The organism is Afipia massiliensis (genome assembly GCF_001006325.2).
In the GTDB taxonomy this organism is placed as follows: Bacteria; Pseudomonadota; Alphaproteobacteria; order Rhizobiales; family Xanthobacteraceae; genus Afipia; species Afipia massiliensis_A.
Genome location: NZ_LBIA02000001.1, coordinates 1,752,016 through 1,773,646, shown reverse-complemented (window position 1 = coordinate 1,773,646; position 21,631 = coordinate 1,752,016). Strand labels below are relative to the sequence as shown.

Annotated in this window: 17 protein-coding genes; 9 read left to right on the top strand and 8 right to left on the bottom strand. The window is 58.5% G+C overall.

What is annotated here, in order from left to right; all coding sequences use genetic code 11:
• Position 1: 1 nt before the first annotated feature.
• Entirely contained in the window at positions 2–679 is a 678-nt protein-coding gene (locus YH63_RS08410) for a 3-oxoacid CoA-transferase subunit A (protein ID WP_205717121.1), read from the bottom strand.
• A 312-nt stretch (positions 680–991) separates the two neighbouring features.
• Here YH63_RS08410 and YH63_RS08405 point away from each other — a divergent pair, with 312 nt between their 5' ends.
• From YH63_RS08405 to YH63_RS08395, 3 genes are all read left to right on the top strand, one after another.
• Entirely contained in the window at positions 992–1,477 is a 486-nt protein-coding gene (locus YH63_RS08405; RefSeq protein WP_046829660.1) for a (2Fe-2S)-binding protein, read from the top strand.
• Positions 1,478–1,559: 82 nt separating this feature from the next.
• Positions 1,560–3,914: a xanthine dehydrogenase family protein molybdopterin-binding subunit gene (locus YH63_RS08400; protein ID WP_046827996.1), complete on the top strand. Its 2,355-nt coding sequence runs from the start codon at positions 1,560–1,562 to the stop codon at positions 3,912–3,914.
• A 74-nt stretch (positions 3,915–3,988) separates the two neighbouring features.
• Complete coding sequence (locus YH63_RS08395) at positions 3,989–4,789, top strand: FAD binding domain-containing protein (RefSeq protein ID WP_046827997.1); 801 nt, start codon at positions 3,989–3,991, stop codon at positions 4,787–4,789.
• Positions 4,790–4,856: 67 nt separating this feature from the next.
• On the opposite strand, the gene YH63_RS08390 is transcribed toward YH63_RS08395, so the two are convergent.
• Positions 4,857–5,273, bottom strand: coding sequence for a DUF1236 domain-containing protein (locus tag YH63_RS08390; protein WP_046827998.1), 417 nt, complete (start codon positions 5,271–5,273; stop codon positions 4,857–4,859).
• A gap of 255 nt (positions 5,274–5,528) precedes the next feature.
• Between YH63_RS08390 and YH63_RS08385 the strand changes: the two genes are divergently transcribed.
• Positions 5,529–7,520 carry a DEAD/DEAH box helicase gene (locus YH63_RS08385; RefSeq protein WP_046829661.1) on the top strand — a complete coding sequence of 664 codons (1,992 nt, stop codon included), beginning with the start codon at positions 5,529–5,531 and terminating at the stop codon, positions 7,518–7,520.
• Positions 7,521–7,579: 59 nt separating this feature from the next.
• On the opposite strand, the gene YH63_RS08380 is transcribed toward YH63_RS08385, so the two are convergent.
• The 4 genes from YH63_RS08380 to YH63_RS08365 form a co-directional block, all read right to left on the bottom strand.
• Positions 7,580–8,905, bottom strand: a complete 1,326-nt coding sequence (locus YH63_RS08380; RefSeq protein WP_046827999.1) for an NAD(P)/FAD-dependent oxidoreductase — start codon at positions 8,903–8,905, stop codon at positions 7,580–7,582.
• A gap of 92 nt (positions 8,906–8,997) precedes the next feature.
• Positions 8,998–10,401: a chromate efflux transporter gene (chrA, locus tag YH63_RS08375; RefSeq protein WP_083992599.1), complete on the bottom strand. Its 1,404-nt coding sequence runs from the start codon at positions 10,399–10,401 to the stop codon at positions 8,998–9,000.
• The gene (locus YH63_RS08370; protein ID WP_046828000.1) at positions 10,398–11,228 is read right to left on the bottom strand and encodes a chromate resistance protein ChrB domain-containing protein; all 831 of its coding nucleotides are present in this window, start codon (positions 11,226–11,228) and stop codon (positions 10,398–10,400) included. The genes chrA and YH63_RS08370 overlap by 4 nt, the downstream gene beginning before the upstream one ends.
• Positions 11,229–11,518: 290 nt before the next feature.
• Positions 11,519–12,112, bottom strand: coding sequence for a hypothetical protein (locus YH63_RS08365; RefSeq protein WP_137325156.1), 594 nt, complete (start codon positions 12,110–12,112; stop codon positions 11,519–11,521).
• 143 nt (positions 12,113–12,255) lie between these two features.
• Here YH63_RS08365 and YH63_RS08360 point away from each other — a divergent pair, with 143 nt between their 5' ends.
• The 5 genes from YH63_RS08360 to YH63_RS08340 all read left to right on the top strand — a co-directional run bounded on the left by YH63_RS08360 (position 12,256) and on the right by YH63_RS08340 (position 19,288).
• On the top strand, positions 12,256–12,681 hold the full coding sequence (locus YH63_RS08360; protein ID WP_083992600.1) for a helix-turn-helix domain-containing protein: 426 nt from the start codon (positions 12,256–12,258) through the stop codon (positions 12,679–12,681).
• Between the two features lie 372 nt (positions 12,682–13,053).
• On the top strand, positions 13,054–17,121 hold the full coding sequence (locus YH63_RS08355; protein ID WP_046828002.1) for an Eco57I restriction-modification methylase domain-containing protein: 4,068 nt from the start codon (positions 13,054–13,056) through the stop codon (positions 17,119–17,121).
• Positions 17,122–17,229: 108 nt separating this feature from the next.
• On the top strand, positions 17,230–18,378 hold the full coding sequence (locus YH63_RS08350; protein ID WP_137325155.1) for a hypothetical protein: 1,149 nt from the start codon (positions 17,230–17,232) through the stop codon (positions 18,376–18,378).
• 11 nt (positions 18,379–18,389) lie between these two features.
• Positions 18,390–18,740 (top strand): STAS-like domain-containing protein, encoded by a 351-nt coding sequence (locus YH63_RS08345; RefSeq protein WP_046828004.1) that lies wholly within the window; start codon positions 18,390–18,392, stop codon positions 18,738–18,740.
• On the top strand, positions 18,737–19,288 hold the full coding sequence (locus tag YH63_RS08340; protein WP_046828005.1) for a hypothetical protein: 552 nt from the start codon (positions 18,737–18,739) through the stop codon (positions 19,286–19,288). Before YH63_RS08345 ends, YH63_RS08340 begins: the two co-directional genes overlap by 4 nt.
• An 18-nt stretch (positions 19,289–19,306) precedes the next feature.
• Here the strand turns inward: YH63_RS08340 and YH63_RS21805 are convergent, their stop codons facing one another.
• Both YH63_RS21805 and YH63_RS08330 read right to left on the bottom strand, forming a co-directional pair.
• Complete coding sequence (locus YH63_RS21805) at positions 19,307–19,885, bottom strand: site-specific integrase (protein ID WP_246658125.1); 579 nt, start codon at positions 19,883–19,885, stop codon at positions 19,307–19,309.
• A 394-nt stretch (positions 19,886–20,279) separates the two neighbouring features.
• Entirely contained in the window at positions 20,280–21,368 is a 1,089-nt protein-coding gene (locus YH63_RS08330) for a hypothetical protein (RefSeq protein ID WP_052753836.1), read from the bottom strand.
• Positions 21,369–21,631 lie beyond the last annotated feature (263 nt).

The window sequence follows — 21,631 nt, the reverse complement described above, 5'->3', positions numbered from 1 at the left end:
GTCAGCTCCCAATCTTGCGCGGTTCGGCAACGACGATTCTGTCGACGAAAATTCCAGGGGTCACAACGGCTTCCGGATCGAGAGCGCCGAGTTCAACCATGGTCTCGACCTCAACCACGGTCAATTCGGCAGCCATCGCGCAAACCGGATTAAAGTTACGGGCGGATTTGCGATAGGTGAGATTGCCCCAGCGGTCGGCCTTCGCCGCTTTCACCAGTGCGATGTCGCCCTTCAGCGGCTTCTCGAAAACATGAAGCCGGCCGTCGATTTCCCGCTGCTCCTTGCCTTCGGCGAGCTTGGTGCCCGCCGAGACCGGCGAGAAAAAACCGCCGAGACCGGCGGCGGCGCACCGCATGCGCTCGCTGATGGTGCCTTGCGGCACCAATTCCAGTTCAAGGCTCTTGGCGCGATAGGCATTCAGGAAGGCGCTGTAGTCGCCCGAGCGCGGATAAGAGCAGATGACCTTGCGCACACGTCCGGAGTTGATGAGGCGCGCCAAACCATGATCGCCGTTGCCTGAATTGTTGGCGACGATCGTCAATTCCTTTGCTCCCTGATCGTGCAGCGCTTCGAGGAGATTGTCGGCGACACCGACCGCACCAAAACCAGGCACCAGCACGGTCGCACCGTCCTGCACGCCGGCGACCGCAGCCGCCAGCGACTCTACGCGCTTGTCGATCACCACCTTACTCCTTTGTTAGCGTTCTATTTTCTTGCCTTTGATCGATCGAGCCTAGGCAAAAAGGACGCGTCAATCAAACCTCGCGTCGGCATTGAGGGGATGCAGAAAGCAGCCCTCTTTCGCATCTGCGAAATGAACATTGCATCTGGCGAGTTGCGCGATCGGGCGACGTATCGCGCATGCGCTTCACGTCCAGATGATCGCGCGATGACATCCGCGACGAAAATCGACGTTGCAAAGTTTTGCGCGCCGGTTGTTAATTAGAACAATTACAAAAAGCGTTTTCTGGAAATCACTGGGGAGGTGCTTGTGTCTACAATCAAATTGACGGTCAACGGCAAGGCGGTGTCTGCTGATGTCGAGGATCGGACCCTTCTGGTCCATCTGCTGCGCGATCATCTCGGCCTTACCGGCACCCATGTCGGATGCGACACCAGCCAGTGCGGCGCCTGCATCGTTCACATCGACGGCCGCGCGGTGAAATCCTGCACCACCATGGTCGGCCAGGCCAACGGCGCCAACGTCACCACCATCGAAGGTATTTCAAAGGGCGACACCCTGCACCCGATGCAGGCGGCATTCCGCGACAATCATGGTCTCCAGTGCGGCTATTGCACGCCGGGCATGATCATGAGCGCCATCGACATCGTGCAGCGCCATCCCGCCGGGCTCGACGAAGAAACCGTTCGCCAAGAACTGGAAGGCAATATCTGCCGCTGCACCGGCTACCACAACATCGTCAAATCGGTGCTCGACGCCGCCGGGCGCATGAAGGTTTCTGCCGCCGCGGAATGATCCGCGACGACTCAATAATCAGATGTGCAACTGCCCGCGCTGCTCGCGCGATCAAGGCAGCCCTTATGGAAAGGTCGAGATTATGAGTGTTGAAGGTATCGGCGCACGGGTAGTGCGCAAGGAAGACAAGCGTTTCATCACCGGCAAGGGCAAATACACCGACGACGTCCGCCTCCATGGCATGACCTATGCGTCGTTCGTCCGCAGCCCGCACGCCCACGCAAAAATCAAAAGCATCGACGTCGCCGCCGCCATGAAGATGCCGGGCGTGGTCGATGTGCTGACAGGCCAGCAGCTCGTGGATGACAAGATCGGCAACCTGATCTGCGGCTGGATGATCCACTCCAAGGACGGTTCGCCGATGAAAATGGGCGCGTGGCCGGCCATGGCGCCGGAAACCGTGCGCTTTGTCGGAAACGCGGTAGCTGTCGTCATCGCGGAAACCCGCAATCAGGCGCGCGATGCGGCGGAAGCCGTCGAGGTAACGTACGAAGAACTGCCGGCGGCCGCGGACATTCGTTCGGCCATCGCATCCGGCGCGCCGCAGCTTCACCCCGAAGCGCCCGGCAACGTCATTTATGACTGGAGCATCGGCGACGAGGCCGCGACCGGCGAGGCCTTCAAGAAGGCCGCCAATGTCGTGTCGATGGACATCACCAACAACCGGCTGGTGCCCAACGCAATGGAACCGCGCGCGGCGGTTGCGGAATACGATTCCGCCGAAGAGCACTTCACTCTTTATACCACGTCACAAAATCCCCATGTCGCGCGCCTCGTGCTGTCGGCGTTCTACAACGTCGCTGCCGAAAACAAGCTGCGCGTGATTGCGCCTGACGTCGGCGGCGGCTTCGGCTCCAAGATCTTCATCTATCCTGAAGAAATGGTGGCGCTGTGGGCCTCCAAGCGCACCGGCCGTCCGGTAAAATGGACATCCGACCGCACCGAGGCGTTTCTCACCGACGCCCACGGCCGCGATCATCTGACCAAGGCCGAGATGGCGTTCGACAAGGACAACAAGATCATCGGCCTGCGGGTAAAAACCCACGCCAATCTCGGCGCCTACATGTCGCTGTTCTCCTCGTCGGTACCGACTTATCTCTACGCCACGCTGTTGTCGGGGCAATACAACATCCCGAACATCTACGCCGAGGTGGTCAGCGTCTATACCAACACCACGCCGGTCGATGCCTATCGCGGCGCGGGCCGTCCCGAAGCCTCTTTCGTGATGGAGCGGATGATGGAAACCGCGGCGCGGCAGCTCAAGGTCGATCCTGCCGAGCTGCGCCGCAAGAACTTCATCACCAGCTTCCCGCATCAGACGCCGGTGATCATGGCCTATGACGCCGGCGACTTTAACGCCTCACTCGACGCTGCCTTGAAAGCCATCGACTATGCCGGCTTCCCCGCGCGGAAGGAGCAGGCCAAGAAAGACGGCAAGCTGCGCGGCATCGGCTTCTCCTGCTACATCGAAGCCTGCGGCATCGCGCCGTCGAAAGCCGTCGGCAGCCTCGGCGCAGGCGTCGGCCTGTGGGAATCCTGCGAGGTGCGGGTCAACCCCGTCGGCACCATTGAAATCCTCACCGGCTCGCACAGCCATGGTCAGGGCCATGAGACGACGTTTGCCCAGGTGGTTGCCGATCGTCTCGGCATTCCCATCGGCCAGGTGTCGATCATCCACGGAGACACCGACAAGGTGCAGTTCGGCATGGGCACCTACGGCTCACGCTCCGGCGCCGTCGGCATGTCCGCTATCGTCAAGGCGATGGAGAAGGTCGAAGCCAAGGCGAAGAAGATCGTCGCGCATCAACTTGAAGCCTCGGAAAACGACATCGTCATCGAGAACGGCGAGTTCAAGGTCACCGGCACCGACAAGGCGATTGCGCTGCCGATGGTCGCTCTTGCCGCCTACACCGCGCACAACCTGCCGGACGGCATGGAGCCCGGCCTGAAGGAAACCGCGTTCTACGACCCGACCAACTTCACCTTCCCCGCTGGCGCTTATGTCTGCGAGGTCGACGTCGATCCAGGCACCGGCAAGACCGATATCGTCAACTTCGTCGCAGCCGATGACTTTGGACGCCTGATCAACCCGATGATCGTCGAGGGTCAGGTGCACGGCGGTCTTGCGCAAGGCATCGGACAGGCGATGCTTGAAGGCGCGGTCTACGACAAGAGCGGCCAGCTCCTGACCGCCTCATTCATGGACTATGCCATGCCCCGCGCCGACGATCTGCCGTCGTTCAAGGTGTCACACACCATGACGCTGTGCCCGAGCAATCCGCTCGGCATCAAGGGTTGCGGCGAAGCCGGCGCCATCGGCTCGACGCCGGCGGTGATCAACGCGATCACCGACGCTATCGGCAACAACAAGCTTGAAATGCCGGCGTCCCCCGACAGGGTGTGGCACGCCATCCATCAGCAACAGGCCGCGGAGTAGCGCATGATCCCGAAAAGTGGCTACCGGTTTTCGGAACAGATCATGCGCAGCAAGAATCCGTAGGGAGAAGCATCATGTACGAGACAACCTATCACCGTCCCTCCAGCGTCGATGACGCTGTCGCGCTCTTCAAGAAGGGCTCCGACTCGAAGTACCTCGCCGGCGGCCACACGCTGCTGCCGGTGATGAAGCAACGCCTCGCACAGCCCTCCGACGTGATCGACCTCGCGCGGATTCCCGCGCTGGTCGGGGTGTCCGCGACCGCGGATGCGCTGGTCATCAAGGCGGCGACGACCTACTACGACATCCTCACCAGCACGGATGCAAAGAAAGCGATTCCCGCCATCGTGCATCTGACCTCGGTGCTCGGCGATCCCGCGGTGCGCTATCGCGGCACCATCGGTGGCTCGATCGCCAACAACGATCCGGCGGCAGATTTTCCCGCAGCCGTGGTCGCCCTCGACGCCACGGTGAAAACCAACAAGCGCAGCATCAAGGCGGATGATTTCTTCCAGGGCTTGTTCACCACCGCACTGGAGGACGGCGAGATCATCACCGAAATCTCGTTCCCGATTCCGGCGAAGGCGGCTTATGCGAAGATGCGCCATCCGGCCTCGCGCTTTGCGCTGACCGGCGTGTTCGTGGCCAAGACGAAGTCGGGTGACGTGCGCGTCGCCGCAACCGGCGCATCGCAGAACGGCGTGATGCGCGTGCCCGCCATCGAGGCGGCCTTGAAGGCGAACTGGTCTGCCGACGCACTCGACGGTGTGACGATTTCAGCCGACGGGCTGATGGCGGACATCCATGGATCGGCGCCCTACCGCGCCAACCTCATCAAGGTGATGGCGCAACGCGCCGTTGCCGCAGCGGGCTAACTTTTAGTCATGGAAAATGAAAAGGCCGCCCTTGGGGCGGCCTTTTTTATTCGTGAGCGACCGCGACTTACTCGACGATCTGAACCACACGACGGGTCCGCGGATCCACCAGAACAGTGCGATCGTTCACCACGGTGTAGCGATAGTCGCGAACGCCATATTCTGCGGGAACGTCGTAGTAAGTCACGCCTTCTTCCGGAAGAACGACACCGACCGCGAGGTCATTCTGATACCGGTAAGACGGGCGACGCTGCTCGACAACATAGCTGCGGAAGCGCGGACCCTGATCGACGCCAAGAACGCCCGCAACGCCGCCGACCACACCACCGACCGTGCCGCCCACAATCGCACCGACGGGACCCGCCGCGCGCTCGCCTTCACGCGCGCCGCGTTCGATTCCACCCGGAACGCCCTGCGCCGATGCCACCGTCGGAATGAGCGCGCCAGTCGAAATCATCGCCAAAACCATCAAAGTCCGTTTCATATTCAAAACTCCCGATTGAAGATTGTCGGGAAGCACAAGTGGCCGGGCCCCCAATAGTTCCTGCCGTGGCGGCGAGAACGCGGAATGGCCTTATTCTGATGACAACAGGAGCACTTATTGATGGCTCTTTGGCCAAAACTGGCATAAAGCACCTCCAATTCATCGATTTCTTTGAAACTACCAGATGCGCGCGTCGTGCGTGCATTGAGCCGTTTCAATCTCATTCATGGCGACAACGCCAATCAAGGTCTCAACGTGAAATCCCTGTCCGCAAGTCCCCCGCTCGCCCGCGCCTTGGCCGAGCGCAATTACAACGATGCAACACCGGTCCAGACGGCGGTGCTCGCCCCCGATGCCATCGGCCGCGACCTGCTGGTGTCAGCGCAAACCGGCTCCGGCAAGACCGTGGCCTACGGGCTGGCATTCGCAAGCGATCTGCTCGGCGACGCCGAGCGCCTGCCCAGAGCAGGCGCACCGCTGGCGCTGATCGTTGCGCCGACGCGCGAACTGGCCCTGCAGGTTCATCGCGAACTGGAATGGCTTTATGCCTATGCGGGCGCCCGCGTCGTCTCCTGCGTCGGTGGCATGGACCCCCAGCGCGAGAAACGCGAGCTTGAAGCCGGCGCCCATATCGTGGTCGGCACGCCCGGTCGGCTGTGCGATCATATCCGCCGCAAGCGTCTCGACGTCTCCGAACTGAAAGCCGTCGTGCTCGACGAGGCCGACGAGATGCTCGATCTCGGCTTTCGCGAAGATATGGAATTCATCCTCAAGACCACGCCGGACACGCGCCGTACGCTGCTGTTCTCGGCGACCTTGCCGCGCACGATTATCTCCATCACCAAGCAATATCAGAACAACCCCTTTCGCATCGAAGTGGCTGGCGGCGACGGCGGCCATGCCGATATTGAGTATCGCGCGATCCGTATCGCCCCGGGCGACGTCGAGCACGCTGTGGTCAACGTGTTGCGCTATTTCGAATCGCCGAGCGCCATCGTGTTCTGCAACACCCGAAACGCGGTCAATCATTTACAGGCTGGCTTGCTCGAACGCGGTTTCTCCGTGGTCGCGCTATCGGGCGAACTGACCCAGAACGAACGGACCAAGGCATTACAGTCGCTGCGCGACGGACGCGCGCGGGTCTGCGTCGCCACCGACGTTGCGGCACGCGGTCTCGACCTGCCGAATCTCGGTCTGGTGATTCACGCCGATCTGCCCAACGATCCCGAGGTGCTTCAGCATCGGTCCGGCCGCACCGGCCGCGCCGGCAAGAAGGGCATCAGCGTGATGCTTGTGATTCCCGCGCGCAAGCGCCGTGCCGAACTGTTACTCAACATGGCAGGAATCGATGTGGCCTGGGGCACCGCGCCGACCGTCGAGGAGATCCGCACCCTCGATCAGCAGCGCATGTTGCAGGACGCGCTGTTCGGTGAAGAAACCACGGAAGACGATCTGGTGCTGGCGCGCGCGATGCTCGCCGAACGCTCGGCGGAAGACATCGCAGCGGCACTGGCGCGCCTTTATCGCTCGCGCCTCCCCTCACCTGAAGATATTCTCGATCCCGGTCAGGGTGGCCGGTCACGCGACGACCGAGGATCGCGCGAGGATCGCGGCGCAAGACGCGACAGCCGCGAGCCGCGCGGCGACGACCGTGCGCCACGCGCAAAATCAAAATCACGCGGCGAGATGCCCGAAGGCAGCGTCTGGTTTCGCGCCGCCATCGGCCGCAACAAGAATGCCGAGGCCCGCTGGCTGTTGCCGATGATCTGCCGTCGCGGCGGAATCGGCAAACAGGATATCGGCGCCATTCGCATCTTCGATGCCAGCACCGAGTTCGAGATTTCCGCGAACGCGGTTGACGAGTTTACCGCCAAGATCAAGCGCCCCGACAAGGAAGACAATATCCGCATCGAGGCGCTGCCGAACGGACCGCAGGGCGATACCCCATCCTTCGACAAGCGCCCGCGGAAGCCGCCGCACAAGGACAGGGATTTCAGCGCCAAACCGCGCTACGACTCGAAGCCTAGGCACGAGGACAAGCCGCGATTTGAGGACAAGCCGCGCTACGACAAGCCGAAGCACAGCGGAAAACCTCAGCGGGACGACACTCGCCGCTTCGAAGACGCGCCTCCGCGTGGCAAAGGTCCGAAGCCCGGCAAGAGCCAGGATCGCCAGAGTTGGCCTGATGTCGACAAGGGTGGCCTTGCCAAGAAACCGAAGAAAAAGAAGCATCGCAAAGGCGGATAGCCTCCTCTTTTGCGTTGGGGCGTGAGCGCCGAAAGCCAACGGCTTTCGCGTCTCTCCTCTTAAGGCTGCTTGGGATACTCCGGCGCGCTGCGTCCCTGGGTGATCAGCCGTGAGCTGCGCTGATCACGCAGGTAGTTCCAGAGCCAGCTGATCGCGACGCTGAGCCGGTTGCGCACGCCAATCAGAAAATAGATGTGCGCGATTCCCCAAATCCACCACGCCAGTGCGCCGCGCAGCTTGATCCGGCCAAAATCGATCACCGCCAGCCGCTTGCCGATCTGGGCAAGACTTCCGGCGTGCTTGTAGTGAAACGGCGCGGGCGATGTCTCGCCGCGCAACCGCGTCTTGATCACGTCCGCGACGTATCGCCCCTGCTGTTTCGCGGCGGGCGCGATGCCCGGCACCGGCTGACCGTCAGGCGCGGCGATCGTCACCGTATCGCCAATCGCAAATACTTCCGGACGACCGGGCACCGTCAGGTCGGGCTCGACAATGACCCGCCCGGCACGATCAAGCGGCACCCCGAGCCATTCCGCCGCCGGTGACGCCCGCACGCCGGCAGCCCAGAGGATGGTGTTCGATTTCAAAACCTCGCCGCCGTAAATCACGCCATCGGCGCTGCATTCGGACACTGCTCGCCCGAGCACCACTTCAACCCCGATGCGCTCCAGCGAGCGGTGTGCGTAGTCGGACAGATCCTCGGCGAAACCCGCGAGCACGCGCGGCCCCGCCTCGATCAGAACCACGCGCGCGGCTCGCGTATCGATGTTGCGGAAATCCGGCGGCAACGTCACCCGCGCCAGCTCCGCGATGGTTCCGGCGAGTTCAACGCCGGTCGGACCGCCACCGACGATCACGAATGTCAGAAGCGCCGCGCGCCGCTGCGGATCGCTCTCACGCTCCGCGCGCTCAAACGCCAGCAGAAGACGGCGACGGATTGTCGTGGCGTCTTCGAGCGTTTTCAGCCCCGGCGCGAACGGCTCCCATTCATCGTGACCAAAATAGGCGTGCCGCACACCGGTTGCGAGCACCAGCGTGTCGTAATCCAGCGCGTCGCCGTCCTCGAGCAAAACGCGCCGCACCGCGACATCCACACCTGTGACCGATGCAAGCAGCGTGGTCACCTCCCGCCGTCCGCTCAGCAGGTGCCGTATCGGCCACGCGATCTCCGAAGTTGCCAGCGAAGCCGTCGCCACTTGATAGAGCAGAGGCTGAAACAGATGGTGATTGCGCCGATCGATCAGCGTGATGCTGACCGGCACACCCGCAAGCCGATGCACCGTTTCCAGTCCACCGAAGCCTGCGCCGACCACGACGACGCGATGACGGCCGGTTGTTGCCACCGCGTTGTCTTTCCCACCCGGGATATCGGCCGACCGCTCCATGATGTCTCTCCGCAAAGAAAAACAACATGAGTTGGCGGCAAAATCCGGTGCAAGGCAAGCCGGCGAGAGGCGAAATGCATCGTCCATCGGACTCATCCAAGAATCCCAGCCAGATAAAGCAACACCCCCGCCGAGGCGCAGGCGGCCAGCGTCTGCAACATTCCGGCATTGAAGCGGAATATCGCTGCAGCCGCCGCGAGCGACAGCGCAAGCGCCCACGGATCGACACTCCTGAGCACAGGTGCCTCGAACCAGAATCCGAAACCGCGCACCGGAAATGTTTCGCGAAAAACGGTGTGGATCGCGAACCAGATCGCCAGATTCAAGATCACGCCCACCACCGCGGCGGTGATCGCGGAGAGCGCCCCCGCCAGCGCCTTGTTTCCGCGCATCATCTCGATGAACGGCGCGCCGAGAAAGATCCAGAGAAAGCAAGGCGTGAAGGTCACCCAGGTCGCCAGCAGCCCGCCCAGCGTTCCCGCCATCATGGGCGACAGCGTGCCGGGATCGCGAAAGGCGGCCATGAAGCCCACGAACTGCAACACCATGATCAGCGGACCGGGCGTGGTCTCGGCCATGCCCAATCCATCGAGCATCTCGCCCGGACGCAGCCAATGGTAGTTCTCCACGGCCTGCTGCGCGACATACGCCAGCACCGCATAGGCGCCGCCGAACGTCACCATGGCCATCTTGCTGAAGAACACCGCAATCTGCGTGAAGACGTTGTGCTCTCCGAGCAGCAGAAGAAGCGCGGCCACGGGAATCAGCCACAACAGCAACCAAACGACGGCCACCCGGAGGGAGCGCGCAAGATTCGGGCGTGCGTGGTAGGGCACTTCATCGCCCAGCAAGGCATCGACCATAGCCGTGGAATTTTTGCTGTCATGCCCGCCGCCTACGGCGAACACCGCAAGCTCGGCCCGGCCACCGAAGTAGCCAATCAATCCAGCAACCAGGATGATGATGGGAAACGGAACATCGAAAAAGAAGATCGCGACGAATGCCGCGGCCGCGAGTCCCTGCATGACCGGGTTCTTCAGCGCCCGCTTGCCGACACGAACGACGGCCTGAATCACGATGGCCAGCACCGCCGCCTTCAGACCGAAAAACAGGGCGGCAACGAATCCGACATTGCCGAATGCAGCGTAGACGTAACTCAGCGCCATGATGGCGACGACGCCGGGCAATATAAACAAGCCACCCGCCATGATGCCGCCGCGCGTCCGATGCATCAGCCAGCCGATATAGGTGGCCAACTGTTGCGCCTCGGGGCCCGGCAACAACATGCAGTAATTGAGGGCGTGCAAGAACCGGCTTTCGGAAACCCAGCGCTTTTCCTCGACGAGAATCCGGTGCATCACTGCGATCTGTCCGGCGGGGCCGCCAAAACTGAGCATCGCCACCCGCAGCCAGACCCAAAATGCTTCGGCCAGACTCGGGAAATCCGGAGCAGTCCGCTCGTGCAGAGCCGCTGGCGGCGTGGTCACGTCGATCATGCCTTCGCTTTCACTTTCGCTTTGTGCGATGGCCAATTGTGGGTTTCGTCGGTGGCATCCCGGCACCAGCGATAGAAGGCATCGTACAGCCCCAGACCCGCTTCGAGCTGTTCGAGGTCGTCGGAATACATTCGCGACAATCCCAGTGAAGCCGCAAGCAGACCGGGTGCCTCCGGCGAAAGATCGAGGCGCGCTGTATCCGCCGCCCGCACGATGGTCGCAAGACGCTTGAGCGGCTCGAGTTCCAGCCCGAATTCCTCGACCATAACATCGAACGTACAAAGCTCTCCGCGATGGCTCCAGTGGACGTTTTCAATATCGAAGGCAACGGCACCAAAGCGCTCTCCAACAGCTTCGACTTCGGAGGCGCTTACGAAAAGAAATAGCGCGGAAGGGTCGACGAACCGGCGGATCAACCACGGGCAGGCGATGCGGTCGATCTTCGGTCGGGCGCGTGTAACCCATACCGTTCGCCCTTGTGGATCGCGGGCAGGAAGCTTGGACACAGGAACAAGCGGGCGCCCCTCCTTCGCCCACGTTTCAATGCCACCTTCAAGAATGTTGGCGGAGGCGCCGGCATGACGCAGCCACGCCGCGACACCCTCGCTGAGTTTGTGTCCCCTCCTGCAGATCGCGACGACGGTCCGCTTTGAAAAGCCCGGCGCCCACTCGGCGACTTCCCTGTGGCTGCGGCGAATAGCGCCAGGAATCAATCGCGGGTCCGCGTTGAAATCCTCGTCGATCCTGACATCAACGAGTACCGGGCACGCGGGCGTACCAATCAGACGGGCAAGCTTATCGGGTGAAAGTGCGTTGATAGCTGACATGATGCGTCCTTGTTGAAAAACGGGACGCGATTCTTGGGCATGTCGCCTTGTGGGGAGATCGCTTCCCCATGGCTTGAAGTAAAATCAAGGAGTGCAATTTTGTCAATTGCGGATTAGTTGGGCTGAAGCCCGGCACCGCGCATGGGGAAATTTGTTGGCGGAGAGGGAGGGAGAAGTACCCAGAAATCCGCTCCATAATGATATCAGAGAGTTAAGCGGAGACCGCCTTTCCTCGGTTCGGGTTTTGGCAAGAAACTGTACCAGAATTCTGTACCAGTGGAGGCTCGGGATCATTGGCCCGAAAGTGGCGACTGTAACGGCGCTGCTTCGCTGACGGAAAACAACTGATTGAATGGTGCAGATTTGATTGTCTTGGTGTCCATAGCGTCGCCTGAGAACTTGCGGATAACGATCTCGCGGTCTGCAGCAGCATGGACGACCTGATAGAGCTGGTCGCCTTTCGCGTCGCTACAAACGACCATGTAGATCGTCCAGAGATGATCAATAAGGTTTGGATTTGCGTCGGGAAGCCAAAACACGTCGCGGACCTCCCGGCAGTCCGTTCGAGCTTGGTGCATTTGACGCTGGATATTTTCGACAATCGAACGACCATCGATGTGGCGGCATGGCTTGGCTCCGCACGCCAATAACCGGACATCGATAGGCTGAATGGCGGGATTTGGACCTTGCGATTGTGTTTGGCTTTGTAAGTCCTTTTTCGCCAACGCATCCGGCTTCGCTGCAAGTGCGAAAATCAAGGTTGCTAGCGACATCCCACTCAGAACGCTGGCGTACCTGCGAACTCGCTTGAACAGCAGCCCGAGAAGACCGAAGCACAGGCCAAGCAGCGATCCAAGAAACAACAAAATAAACAGTTCCAGCAATGCTTCCTCCCGATTACGGATTTCGTAAAAACCGTAATCCAAATGCAATTAATTGCAAATGTATTACGGATTAGACATCTACAAGTAATTGTAATCACTGCCGCTTTTCTTAGCCGCCTCGTACACCTCTGCTTGGAGGCACGATGGCGGACCTACGGAAAAGATTTGGGCGGCTACTTGCAGCTCACCGAAGGCGGTTAGGGCATACTCAGGAAGCGCTTGCCGAGGCAGCAGGACTGAGCGTGGACATGATTTCCAAGCTGGAGGTCGGAGCTACAGGGGCGCGCTTTCCCGCTATCGAGCGTTTGGCCGAAGCTCTGAAAATTGACCCAGCCGAGCTGTTCACTAGCGATCTGCCGACCGGCTCAATGAGCCGAGGTGCTTACGGACAGATTTCCGCTGCGTTGGCTCAACTTGATGAGGCCGACCTGATCTGGGTAAAGTCCATTTTGGATGCCGCGCTTTCAAGCCGCGGTAAGAAAGCGTCCAGCAGCCCCGGTGCAGCACCAGTGGGCAGGTCGACAAAACCGCTAAGCTCTTCCAAGAAGGCAAATCGGAAAGCTCACTAGATCGACGCATTTTTGAAGAAAATCGCCTACAAAATTTCTAGCCAATTTTCCCCGCCGAAACTCCATATTTCAAGGCGTAAATCAACACAGAGCCCGAAATTCACCATTCGTCCAACCTGCTGCGCCACGGCTCAATGACTGGGGTCCGAATGTGATGGGGCCCCAATTTGGCGATGGGGCGAGGGTGATTTCGTCCTGGCTGCCTTGGCTCAAGGTGAGCTGATAGGTTGGATGGTGGCGCTAGATGCGATTATGCGGTCCTTTACTTCGCCTGACAGCACTTACCATTTTTGCATTTCAAGGAAGCGTTTGATCCATTTCTAGACTGCGGTATCTAGAAGCGCGGGACAGCGAATTAGGCGGGGTACAAACTTGGCTTCAGGTGGTTTTCAGGGGAGCCTTTTCTCCAATGCTTTTATTGAGGGGGCAATCACAGACCTGCCAGACTGGTTAGCGTTAGGCGATGCAGAACTCCTAAAGCTACGCGACGACATCGCAGGCGTTTTCGCCCGTTTTCCCACCGCCCAGACCCCCAACGAGACCCATACTGAGGATGATCTAATCTGGCGGGTGCTTGCACTCCTCGGGTGGGCAGACAGTTTGAAGCAACAAAACCTGACTACGAAGGGCCGCCAGGACGTGCCTGATGGGTTGCTGTTTGCAGACGCCCCCGCAAAAGAGAGGGCCGTCGAGCACGCAGAGGAATGGCGGCGGTATGAGTTGGGCGCGGCTATCGTTGAAAGCAAGCGCTGGAACCGCCCCCTCGACCGCCGTTCTGATCAACGCGATGAGGTAACGGCTCCGTCTACTCAGATGTTGCGATATCTGCGCCGGGTTGATGATTTGACCAGCGGAAAGCTGCGATGGGGTATTCTGACCAACGGTGCCCGCTGGCGACTTTATTACTCCGGCGCTCGGTCGGTTGCTGAGCAATTCTTCGAGATCGATCTTGCGGCCGTCATCGGGGTCCCCGGGCATAATGAGGGATTGTTCAAACTTACCAGCGACGAGCAGCATCACTGGTTCAAAGTGTTCGTCCTTGTGTTCCGGCGTCAGGCATTTTTGCCTAGCCCCGATCACCGAACTTTCCATCAGCGAGCCCTCGATGAGGGAAGGTTCTATGAAGAACGGGTTGCTCAGAACCTCTCTGATTTGGTGTTCGGCTTCGCTTTCCCCGAACTCGCACGTGGCATTGCAGCGGCAGCTCCAGCCGCGCCGCTCAACGATGTGCGGGATGCGGCGCTGGTCCTACTCTATCGACTGTTGTTCATCCTTTATGCCGAAGACAGAGACCTCCTGCCGGTTCACGAGCGCCGGTATGAGGACTACGGCTTGCGCGAGCGGGTTCGCCTTGATGTGGGCAAGCGGATGGATGCCGGTGATGCCTTCTCGACCACCGCCGCCCGATATTGGTCGGTTCTCGATGACCTCTGCCGCGCCATTGATAAGGGCGATGCCGACATCGGCCTGCCTCCCTACAACGGAGGCCTGTTCAATCAGGATCGTACCCCGCTGCTCAACGAAATACGGCTCGGAGACACTCTAATTGCGAACGTCGTCGACACCCTGTCCTTCGTAAAATCCGAGCAGGGACGGCGCTATATCAACTACCGCGATTTGAGCGTGCAGCAGCTGGGTTCGATTTATGAGCGCCTGCTCGAACATGAGATCGTCCGTGAGGATGGTGACGTCCTCATTCGCCCCAACATCTTCGCTCGCAAGGGATCGGGTAGCTACTACACCCCGGACGATCTAGTTGACCTAATCCTCGACGAAACGCTGGAACCACTTGTGAACCGCCATCTGGCGGCATTTACGGCGAAGGTTGCCGAGCTTGAGGCACAGCCCCCTCGCAGTCGGCGCATGGGCGGCCTGACACGTCTAGACCCGGCAATGCGGCTTCTTGAACTCAAGATATGCGATCCGGCAATGGGATCGGGCCACTTTCTCGTCAGCGTGGTGGACAAGATAACCGATCAGATCATTGACGCGATGGCCGAGGCCGAAGCGCAGGTGACTTGGGGAGATTATATCTCGCCACTCGCCGAGCGCATCGAGGCGATCCGCAACACGATTATGGGCAACGCTGAGGCGCGAGGCTGGAGCGTCGATGAAGACCAGCTTGACGACCGTCACATCATCCGCCGCATGGTGCTCAAGCGCTGTGTGTACGGGGTCGACAAGAACCCTATGGCTGTTGAATTGGCGAAGGTGGCTCTGTGGCTCCACACCTTCACCGTAGGCGCACCTCTGAGCTTTCTCGATCACCACTTGCGGGTTGGGGACAGCCTGTTCGGTTCCTGGGTCAAGGCCGGGATTGAGAAGGTCACTCGGTATGGATCACCGTTGGTGCTGCATGGCCCAATCCGATCCGCCATCCAGTCAGCGGCGCAAATGCAGCTTGTTGAGGGGCTAACCGACGCTGAGATCGCGGAAGCCGAAAAGTCATCACACATATTCGATCAAATCACCGAGATGACCAGACCGCTTTCGGCCTTGTTATCTTTTATCCACGCCCTCGACTGGCTGAACCTGCGCGACCGTCAGAGCGTGGCGCTGATCAAGCATTTCTTCGACGGGCAATTTGGCGATCCGGTAGAAATTGCAATGGGGCGAACCGAAATCCGTGTGGGACGCGACACGCCGAATTTCCTACCAATCCTCAATGCTGTGCGTGAACTCATCAAAGAAGAGCGGTTTTTGCACTGGCAAGTAACATTTCCCGGTGTCTGGACTGATTGGGAGGCCGATGGGCTGAATGGCGGGTTCGATGCCATTGTAGGCAACCCGCCTTGGGACCGGATAAAACTCCAGCAGGTGGAATGGTTCGCCGCCCGCAGACCCGCGATTGCCCTTGCCCCTCGTGCGGCTGATCGAAAAAAGCTCATCGAGCGGCTGGTCAATGAGGCCGATCCGCTAACAGCCGATTTTGACAAGGCCAGTAATCGCGCCGAAACCGCCAGTCGTATGGCCCGTGAGGGTAGGGATTACCCGTTGCTGTCGGGCGGGGACACGAACATCAACTCGCTGTTCATTGAACGAGCCAAGCATCTGTGTAAACCGGACGGAATGGTAGGCCTACTTGTCCCGTCTGGTATTGCGACTGAGACGAATTCGCAGAGGTTCTTTTCCGGCCTCATGGAGAACAAGACAGCCAAGTGCGTCTATGACTTCTTCAATAAACGGCGCGACGGCAAACTGTTCTTCCCCGATGTCTACTACAGGTTCAAGTTCTGCGTGCTAGTCTTCTCGCCAGTTGCGACGGCCTTCGACGGCTGCAAGTTCGCGTCATTCGTGCGTGACGTCGGCGAGCTTGAGCAAGACGGCACGGTCTTCGGAATGACCCTCGAACACTTCGAGCACGTCAACCCGAATAGTCACACTGCACCCATTTACAGAGCCGGGCGTGACAAAGACATCTCGACGCAGATTTATAGTCGATACCCTATTCTCGTTGATCGTTCGAACGGTGACGAAACACGGGCTTGGCCCGTAAAATACACAACGATGTTCCACATGGCGAATGACAGCGCCATGTTCCGTACCCGGAATGAGCTTGAAAGCCGAGAGGGAGCATATCCAATCGGAGGCCACCGCTTCCGCAATGCGGAAGGCGACTGGGTGCCGCTATACGAAGGCAAGATGGTGCAGGCATATGACCATCGCGCGTCCGGGATCGTCGTCGTCGCCAAGAACGTCCACCGCTCGGGGCAGGGACTTGAGACAACGCTTGAGGAGCATCTGGACCCCAGCTTCTATCCTGAGCCGCGATATTATGTGCGGGAGGCGATCCCGCTGTCTGTAGAGATCGCTATTAAGGACGTAACGTCCACGACTAACGCACGCTCGATCATTTCCTCCTTGTTGCCGCCTTACGCAGCTGGTCATACGCTACCACTGATACAAATGCAGATCACCGATCCGACCGAGCGAGCCAACGCTCAGACGCTACTACTGGCGAACCTGAACTCGGCGATGACTGATTTCATTGCAAGAACTAAAATTCTAGGCAACCACGCGAGTTGGTACATCGTCGAACAGCTTCCGGTGGTCCCGCAAGAAGCCTTCGACCGTGTGAAGTTCGGAAACATGACGGCAGGCAGGATCGTGCGTGATGCGGTGCTTGAACTCACCTATACAGCGCAAGACATGGCCCCCTTTGCCAGCGCTATTGGATATGTGGAAGCCGATGGCTTAGTAAAGCCGCCCTTCATCTGGGACGAAGAGCGCCGACTGCACCTGCGGGCGAAGCTCGACGCGCTCTTTTTCCATCTCTACGGAGTTCTGGACCGAGACGATGTGAGCTACGTCTACTCCACTTTTCCTATCGTCCACCGCGAGGAAACGGACGTCTGGGATCGCTACCGCTCTCGCGACCTTTGCCTCGCCTACATGAACGCGCTTGCGGCGGGGCATCCAGACGCTGTGGTCGAGGGCTAATGAGGAAAAGCGCGCGAAACCGCGCATAATCAAATTGCCATCTAACACCTTGCTCTTAACCGGGCTCGAATGTCGACCCGCACCAGCAATTGATCGGAGAAGAGTGCCTTGCGCTACACCACACCAAGGCAACGAAATCATCTCAAGGAACACGCAAATTGGTGTCTTTGGAGATCGCAAGTTTGGAAAGAATGGAAGCGCGCAAAGCGCGCCGGTTCTTCTCCAAAAAAAGTGATGGTCTTTAGAGACGGAACTTATCGAAGAGCTTGGGCATATAGCTCTAAACCGATGCCCGCGACCTTTTGTTTGGACAACAACACTGAAGAAACTTTGGCTTTTTTGGAAGGCATGCGGCGGTCTCTTTGGCAGGATGCAGTACAAAAACGAAGATTACCTCCAATCAGGAAGCGCGGATCGCACAGGATCGAAACGTATTTCGACTTCAAGCCAGCTACGATGATCTCGCCTACTGCTGCCTTAGTGCTTGCATCGATCTATGATCGACGGAAGCATATTCTCGGTTACAAGCCACATACTGTTGACGAGCATCTTTGGAACCCAGACGTGATGAGGGTCTTACGTTCTGTTGGCTTTCATGAGTTGTTAGAGATGCAGCCACACGCCGTCGGAGATGACGGTCAGCAGCACATAAGGGTTTTGAAGTTTCTTTCCGGCGAAAAAGTCGAAGGAGAGGCTCTCGGTCGCCTACAAGAGCATCTGGGAAGCTTACTGCCGCCAGATGAGCGTGATCGCTTACTGTACGCTGAGCCCTACGGTGGAATGCTCGAAGCCGCGCTCAATTCTCATATGTGGGCATACCCGCCTTCGCAGACATGGGATTTTCCAATCCTGCGCAGATGGTGGATGACGGGTGCTATCGACACCAATTTAAAGACGGTCACGGTAGCGGTATATGATCAAGGCGTTTCTATTCCCGTTAGTCTCCCCCAATGGGAGCATTGGGGGATGCTTGAAAAGCTTCTGCGACGTTTTTCCGGGAGCGGAGAAATCGGGACGGTTAGAGATGATATAAGCATCAGACTTGCCATGAAGATTTCAAAAACTAAAACCGGCCTCCCGCAGCATGGGAAGGGTTTACATACCATGTTAGAAGTAGCCGAGCGCGCAAGAGAGGGGCGGTTGAGAATTCTAAGCAACAGGGGCGAATATATTTGGGAACGCGGGAAGAAAGTTGTGAGCAGGAACTATGAGCATTCCATCGGCGGCACGCTGATTGAATGGCGAATTCAAGTGTAGAAGAGGATAAAATGCGAACGCTTTCAATCGCCACAGATTTTAGCCGATATCCCGGACCTCGATACCGAAGGAACGGCGAGTTTAGTGGTCAAGCGTTTCGCGAAGAAAAATTGATCCCCGCCCTGAAGGAAGTGCAAGCATCAGGCGAGGTATTGATCGTCATTCTTGACGATGTCGCCGGATACGGCTCCTCATTTTTAGAAGAGGCGTTTGGCGGACTGATAAGAGAAGGATTTTCAGAGGCCGATTTGAAGAGACATCTCCGCATAGAGGCACACACATCGCGTTTCAAACATCATAAGAAGAGAGCGGAAACGTATGTGGCCGATGCTGCGGCGCGTAGTTTGTTGCCGAAGCCATGATCCTTCTCTCGGGTTTAATTGGCGCATTGATTGGCGCTCTTGTGGGAGCAATATTTAACTTTTGGAAAATGCGGCGTGACGAATTTGCTTCGCGATGCGACGAAGTTTGCGAGGCAGTCCACAGCGTCGCTTTGGAGGCCTCTGAATACTGGTCGACAAAATATGATGAGCAGAACAAAGCGCTCCTTGCAGAAGCCAGAATAAGGGGAGCGCAGGACCTGTGCGACGGGTTGTACGCTGAGTTGCGATTAAGGTTTTCACCCGAAGAAGCTGCAATCCTCGACGAGTTGATGTCTGAATTACTAGACGCACTTACCGGCGGGGAATTCACTGAAGAAAAGCGCGAAGCGGATGTACTGCGTACAAGGCTTTCAATGCAGACGGCTTCGGCCGTTATCCTTGGAATACGTAAAGCACATCACAATACAATGCCTTTCTCGAGTGCAGCACGCACCATGGGCGAGAACCGCCATCGATCACTTTCCCTGCCAACTTGGTGGAAGGAAGGCAAAACGAACCCGGCCTTGTGGGCAAAACCAGACACATGACCGCGATGGAATGCTTTTTCAAAGCAGTGCTCCCGCTGCGTTAGCTGTGAAAAGCTCTCCGTCCCGAATGTACCGGGCAAGCATCGCATCCGACGCGTGCCCTGTTTGTTGACGAATTTTCCAACTCGATACACCCGCCTGAGCTGCGCTGGTGGCAAGCCCCGCCCGGAGACTGTGACCCGAGTAACCGACTGGATTGATACCAGCCGACCGAACCCGATCCCTTACGATCAGGCATACAGCCTCGCCTGACAGCGGTTTCATGCCAATTCGATGATGACGGTCGATTGGTCTGAACAGGGCGCCTTCGGTGATGCCAGAGCGATCTAGCCATTGTTCTAGCGACGCAACCGGGCACCACCGGCCCTTTGCGCGCGGAATACCGATTTTACGCCCTTCCCCGTTCTGATCGGTTTTTGAGCGGCGGAGGTTGACTACAATACCCTGACGGACAGGTTCAACGTCTGTGCAAGCCAACCCGACTAACTCAGACCTTCGGAAGCCGCCCGCGAAACCTAGTAGAAGCAGTGCGCAATCGCGCACGTCCTTAGGCCGCCCTCCGATAACGTCCAGTACTGCCACTAAGTCTTCCTTCATGAGGGGCTTAGCCTGTCGCTGAGCGCTACCTTTGATGCGTCTTAAGCCCTGTACTGTAGATTTGACGAGTTCGGTGGATGTTGGGGTGGCTAGGCCATGGGATCGATGGGCTTTGCTTATTGCGGCAAGACGTCGGTTGAGGGTGGCAACACTAAGACTGTCAGCGTGTGCGACGATGTATTCCGCCACCGTCTCGGGTGAGGCAGGAATACGCCCGCCCCAGCCCTCAAAATGAAGAAGGTCGCTGAGATAAGCGATTTGAGTACTTGGAGACAGGCTCTCACGAACATATGCCCGAACTTTATCTGTAAGTTCAGGCCTGTCATTAATTGCACTGAGGTGTGCCAATTCGGGTTTTTTGGGTCTCGAGAATGGAGGATTATAGCGATTTAGATCATCCGACATGGGCTGCCCTCGCCTCGTTGATGCTGGGAATATCGGCCCGTACGAGAGCCAATAGCTCCGTGGCGTCAGAACAACGCGGACCGTGGCACTCGATATCGACGGAACGCTTCAGCCAATCCCCGGTGTCCCAACGAAGGCGGTTTTTGACCAGACCACCCTCGACGCGGAATATCGCCGTCCCGAGAAATTGGACCCGCTCCGGCTTAGGAACGAATGTTCGAACCCATTTGGCGCTTTGGCTGTTTCCCCGCAGGAAAGCTTGGTACGCGGCCCTACCTTCTCGCGTATACATATCGAACGCCCAACTCGGTATGCCGTCGCCGATCAATACTTCCGGGGGAAAGGTATCCGCCTCGGTTGGTAACTGCGCCGGAAGGTGTGTCGAACTCAGTAGAGCGACAAACGGGCAAAGGACTTCGCCCACCCTGCGGAAACCCTCTCTCGATATTTCAACGACGGTGTGAGGAAGCCCGGCCTCGCACATCCAGTCAAACAGTGCGCCGGGATCGCCCTTGCGTTCAAAGAGGTAGGGTGATGGACGGCGATCTGTTCCAATAGCGTACCAGGCGGCAATTGCCCGAACCGGAAGGTCTGCCGAGCCGGATACGATACGCAACAAATCTGCGGTGGATTTGCCTGCAAGCTCGCTGCGCGCTCGTCGATACCTGGGGTGCAATTCGGCAGTAAGGAGCAGGTCATCCGCGCTTCGGCACTGACTGCCTTGGGACATTCGAGAGACGAGGTAGCTAGCAATCTGCCATTCGCTCCCGATGCTCGTCCGATAGCGTTTCCCCGATAGAGCGGCGGTAGTTACCGATAGCCATTCGAGTTCGGCTACTCCCACATCTTCGAATGCGACGCAGCCGATCCGACGCCAGAGGCGTTCGGGTGACAATTGCAGTAGCGTCACTGCAGCCTGCAACGCGAGTGCCGTCTCACTTCGGCGGATTGCCTTCTGAAGCAGGCTCATCGCCACCCATGGGGAAACCGCTAAAGGCTCCGGAACTGCGATGGCTGTCCCAAGAACCTCGTCGGCCAGCCGATCTTTGGCATCTTGTAAAATCGTTCGTCCGTTCATGCTCTCCTCGCTTGTTGCGGGGAGCGTGAAACTTAAAACCCACTATAGACGATGATCCTGATCTTCACCTTGTAAAGGGGTGTCCTCTTATGCGCCTCCGATACACTCCGCCGACAGCTTCGCGCCGAGACGGTGTCCTGAGCGGGGATGCCCTTAGAGGTACACTTTTCCATCACCAAGAAACGATGGCTCAATGACTGCTAAAGCTTTGATGGGAGCAGCCTATTCATTTTCAAAGGGGGTATCCGACGTCTTTTCCCCGT

Excerpts from the sequence above, each read along its gene's own strand:
- YH63_RS08400 (WP_046827996.1), top strand. The coding sequence starts at position 1,560 with ATGAGTGTTGAAGGTATCGGCGCACGGGTAGTGCGCAAGGAAGACAAG.
- YH63_RS08395 (WP_046827997.1), top strand. The coding sequence starts at position 3,989 with ATGTACGAGACAACCTATCACCGTCCCTCCAGCGTCGATGACGCTGTC.
- YH63_RS08390 (WP_046827998.1), bottom strand. The coding sequence starts at position 5,273 with ATGAAACGGACTTTGATGGTTTTGGCGATGATTTCGACTGGCGCGCTC.
- YH63_RS08380 (WP_046827999.1), bottom strand. The coding sequence starts at position 8,905 with ATGGAGCGGTCGGCCGATATCCCGGGTGGGAAAGACAACGCGGTGGCA.
- chrA (WP_083992599.1), bottom strand. The coding sequence starts at position 10,401 with ATGATCGACGTGACCACGCCGCCAGCGGCTCTGCACGAGCGGACTGCT.
- YH63_RS08370 (WP_046828000.1), bottom strand. The coding sequence starts at position 11,228 with ATGTCAGCTATCAACGCACTTTCACCCGATAAGCTTGCCCGTCTGATT.
- YH63_RS08360 (WP_083992600.1), top strand. The coding sequence starts at position 12,256 with ATGGCGGACCTACGGAAAAGATTTGGGCGGCTACTTGCAGCTCACCGA.
- YH63_RS08345 (WP_046828004.1), top strand. The coding sequence starts at position 18,390 with ATGCGAACGCTTTCAATCGCCACAGATTTTAGCCGATATCCCGGACCT.
- YH63_RS08340 (WP_046828005.1), top strand. The coding sequence starts at position 18,737 with ATGATCCTTCTCTCGGGTTTAATTGGCGCATTGATTGGCGCTCTTGTG.
- YH63_RS21805 (WP_246658125.1), bottom strand. The coding sequence starts at position 19,885 with ATGAAGGAAGACTTAGTGGCAGTACTGGACGTTATCGGAGGGCGGCCT.
- YH63_RS08330 (WP_052753836.1), bottom strand. The coding sequence starts at position 21,368 with ATGAACGGACGAACGATTTTACAAGATGCCAAAGATCGGCTGGCCGAC.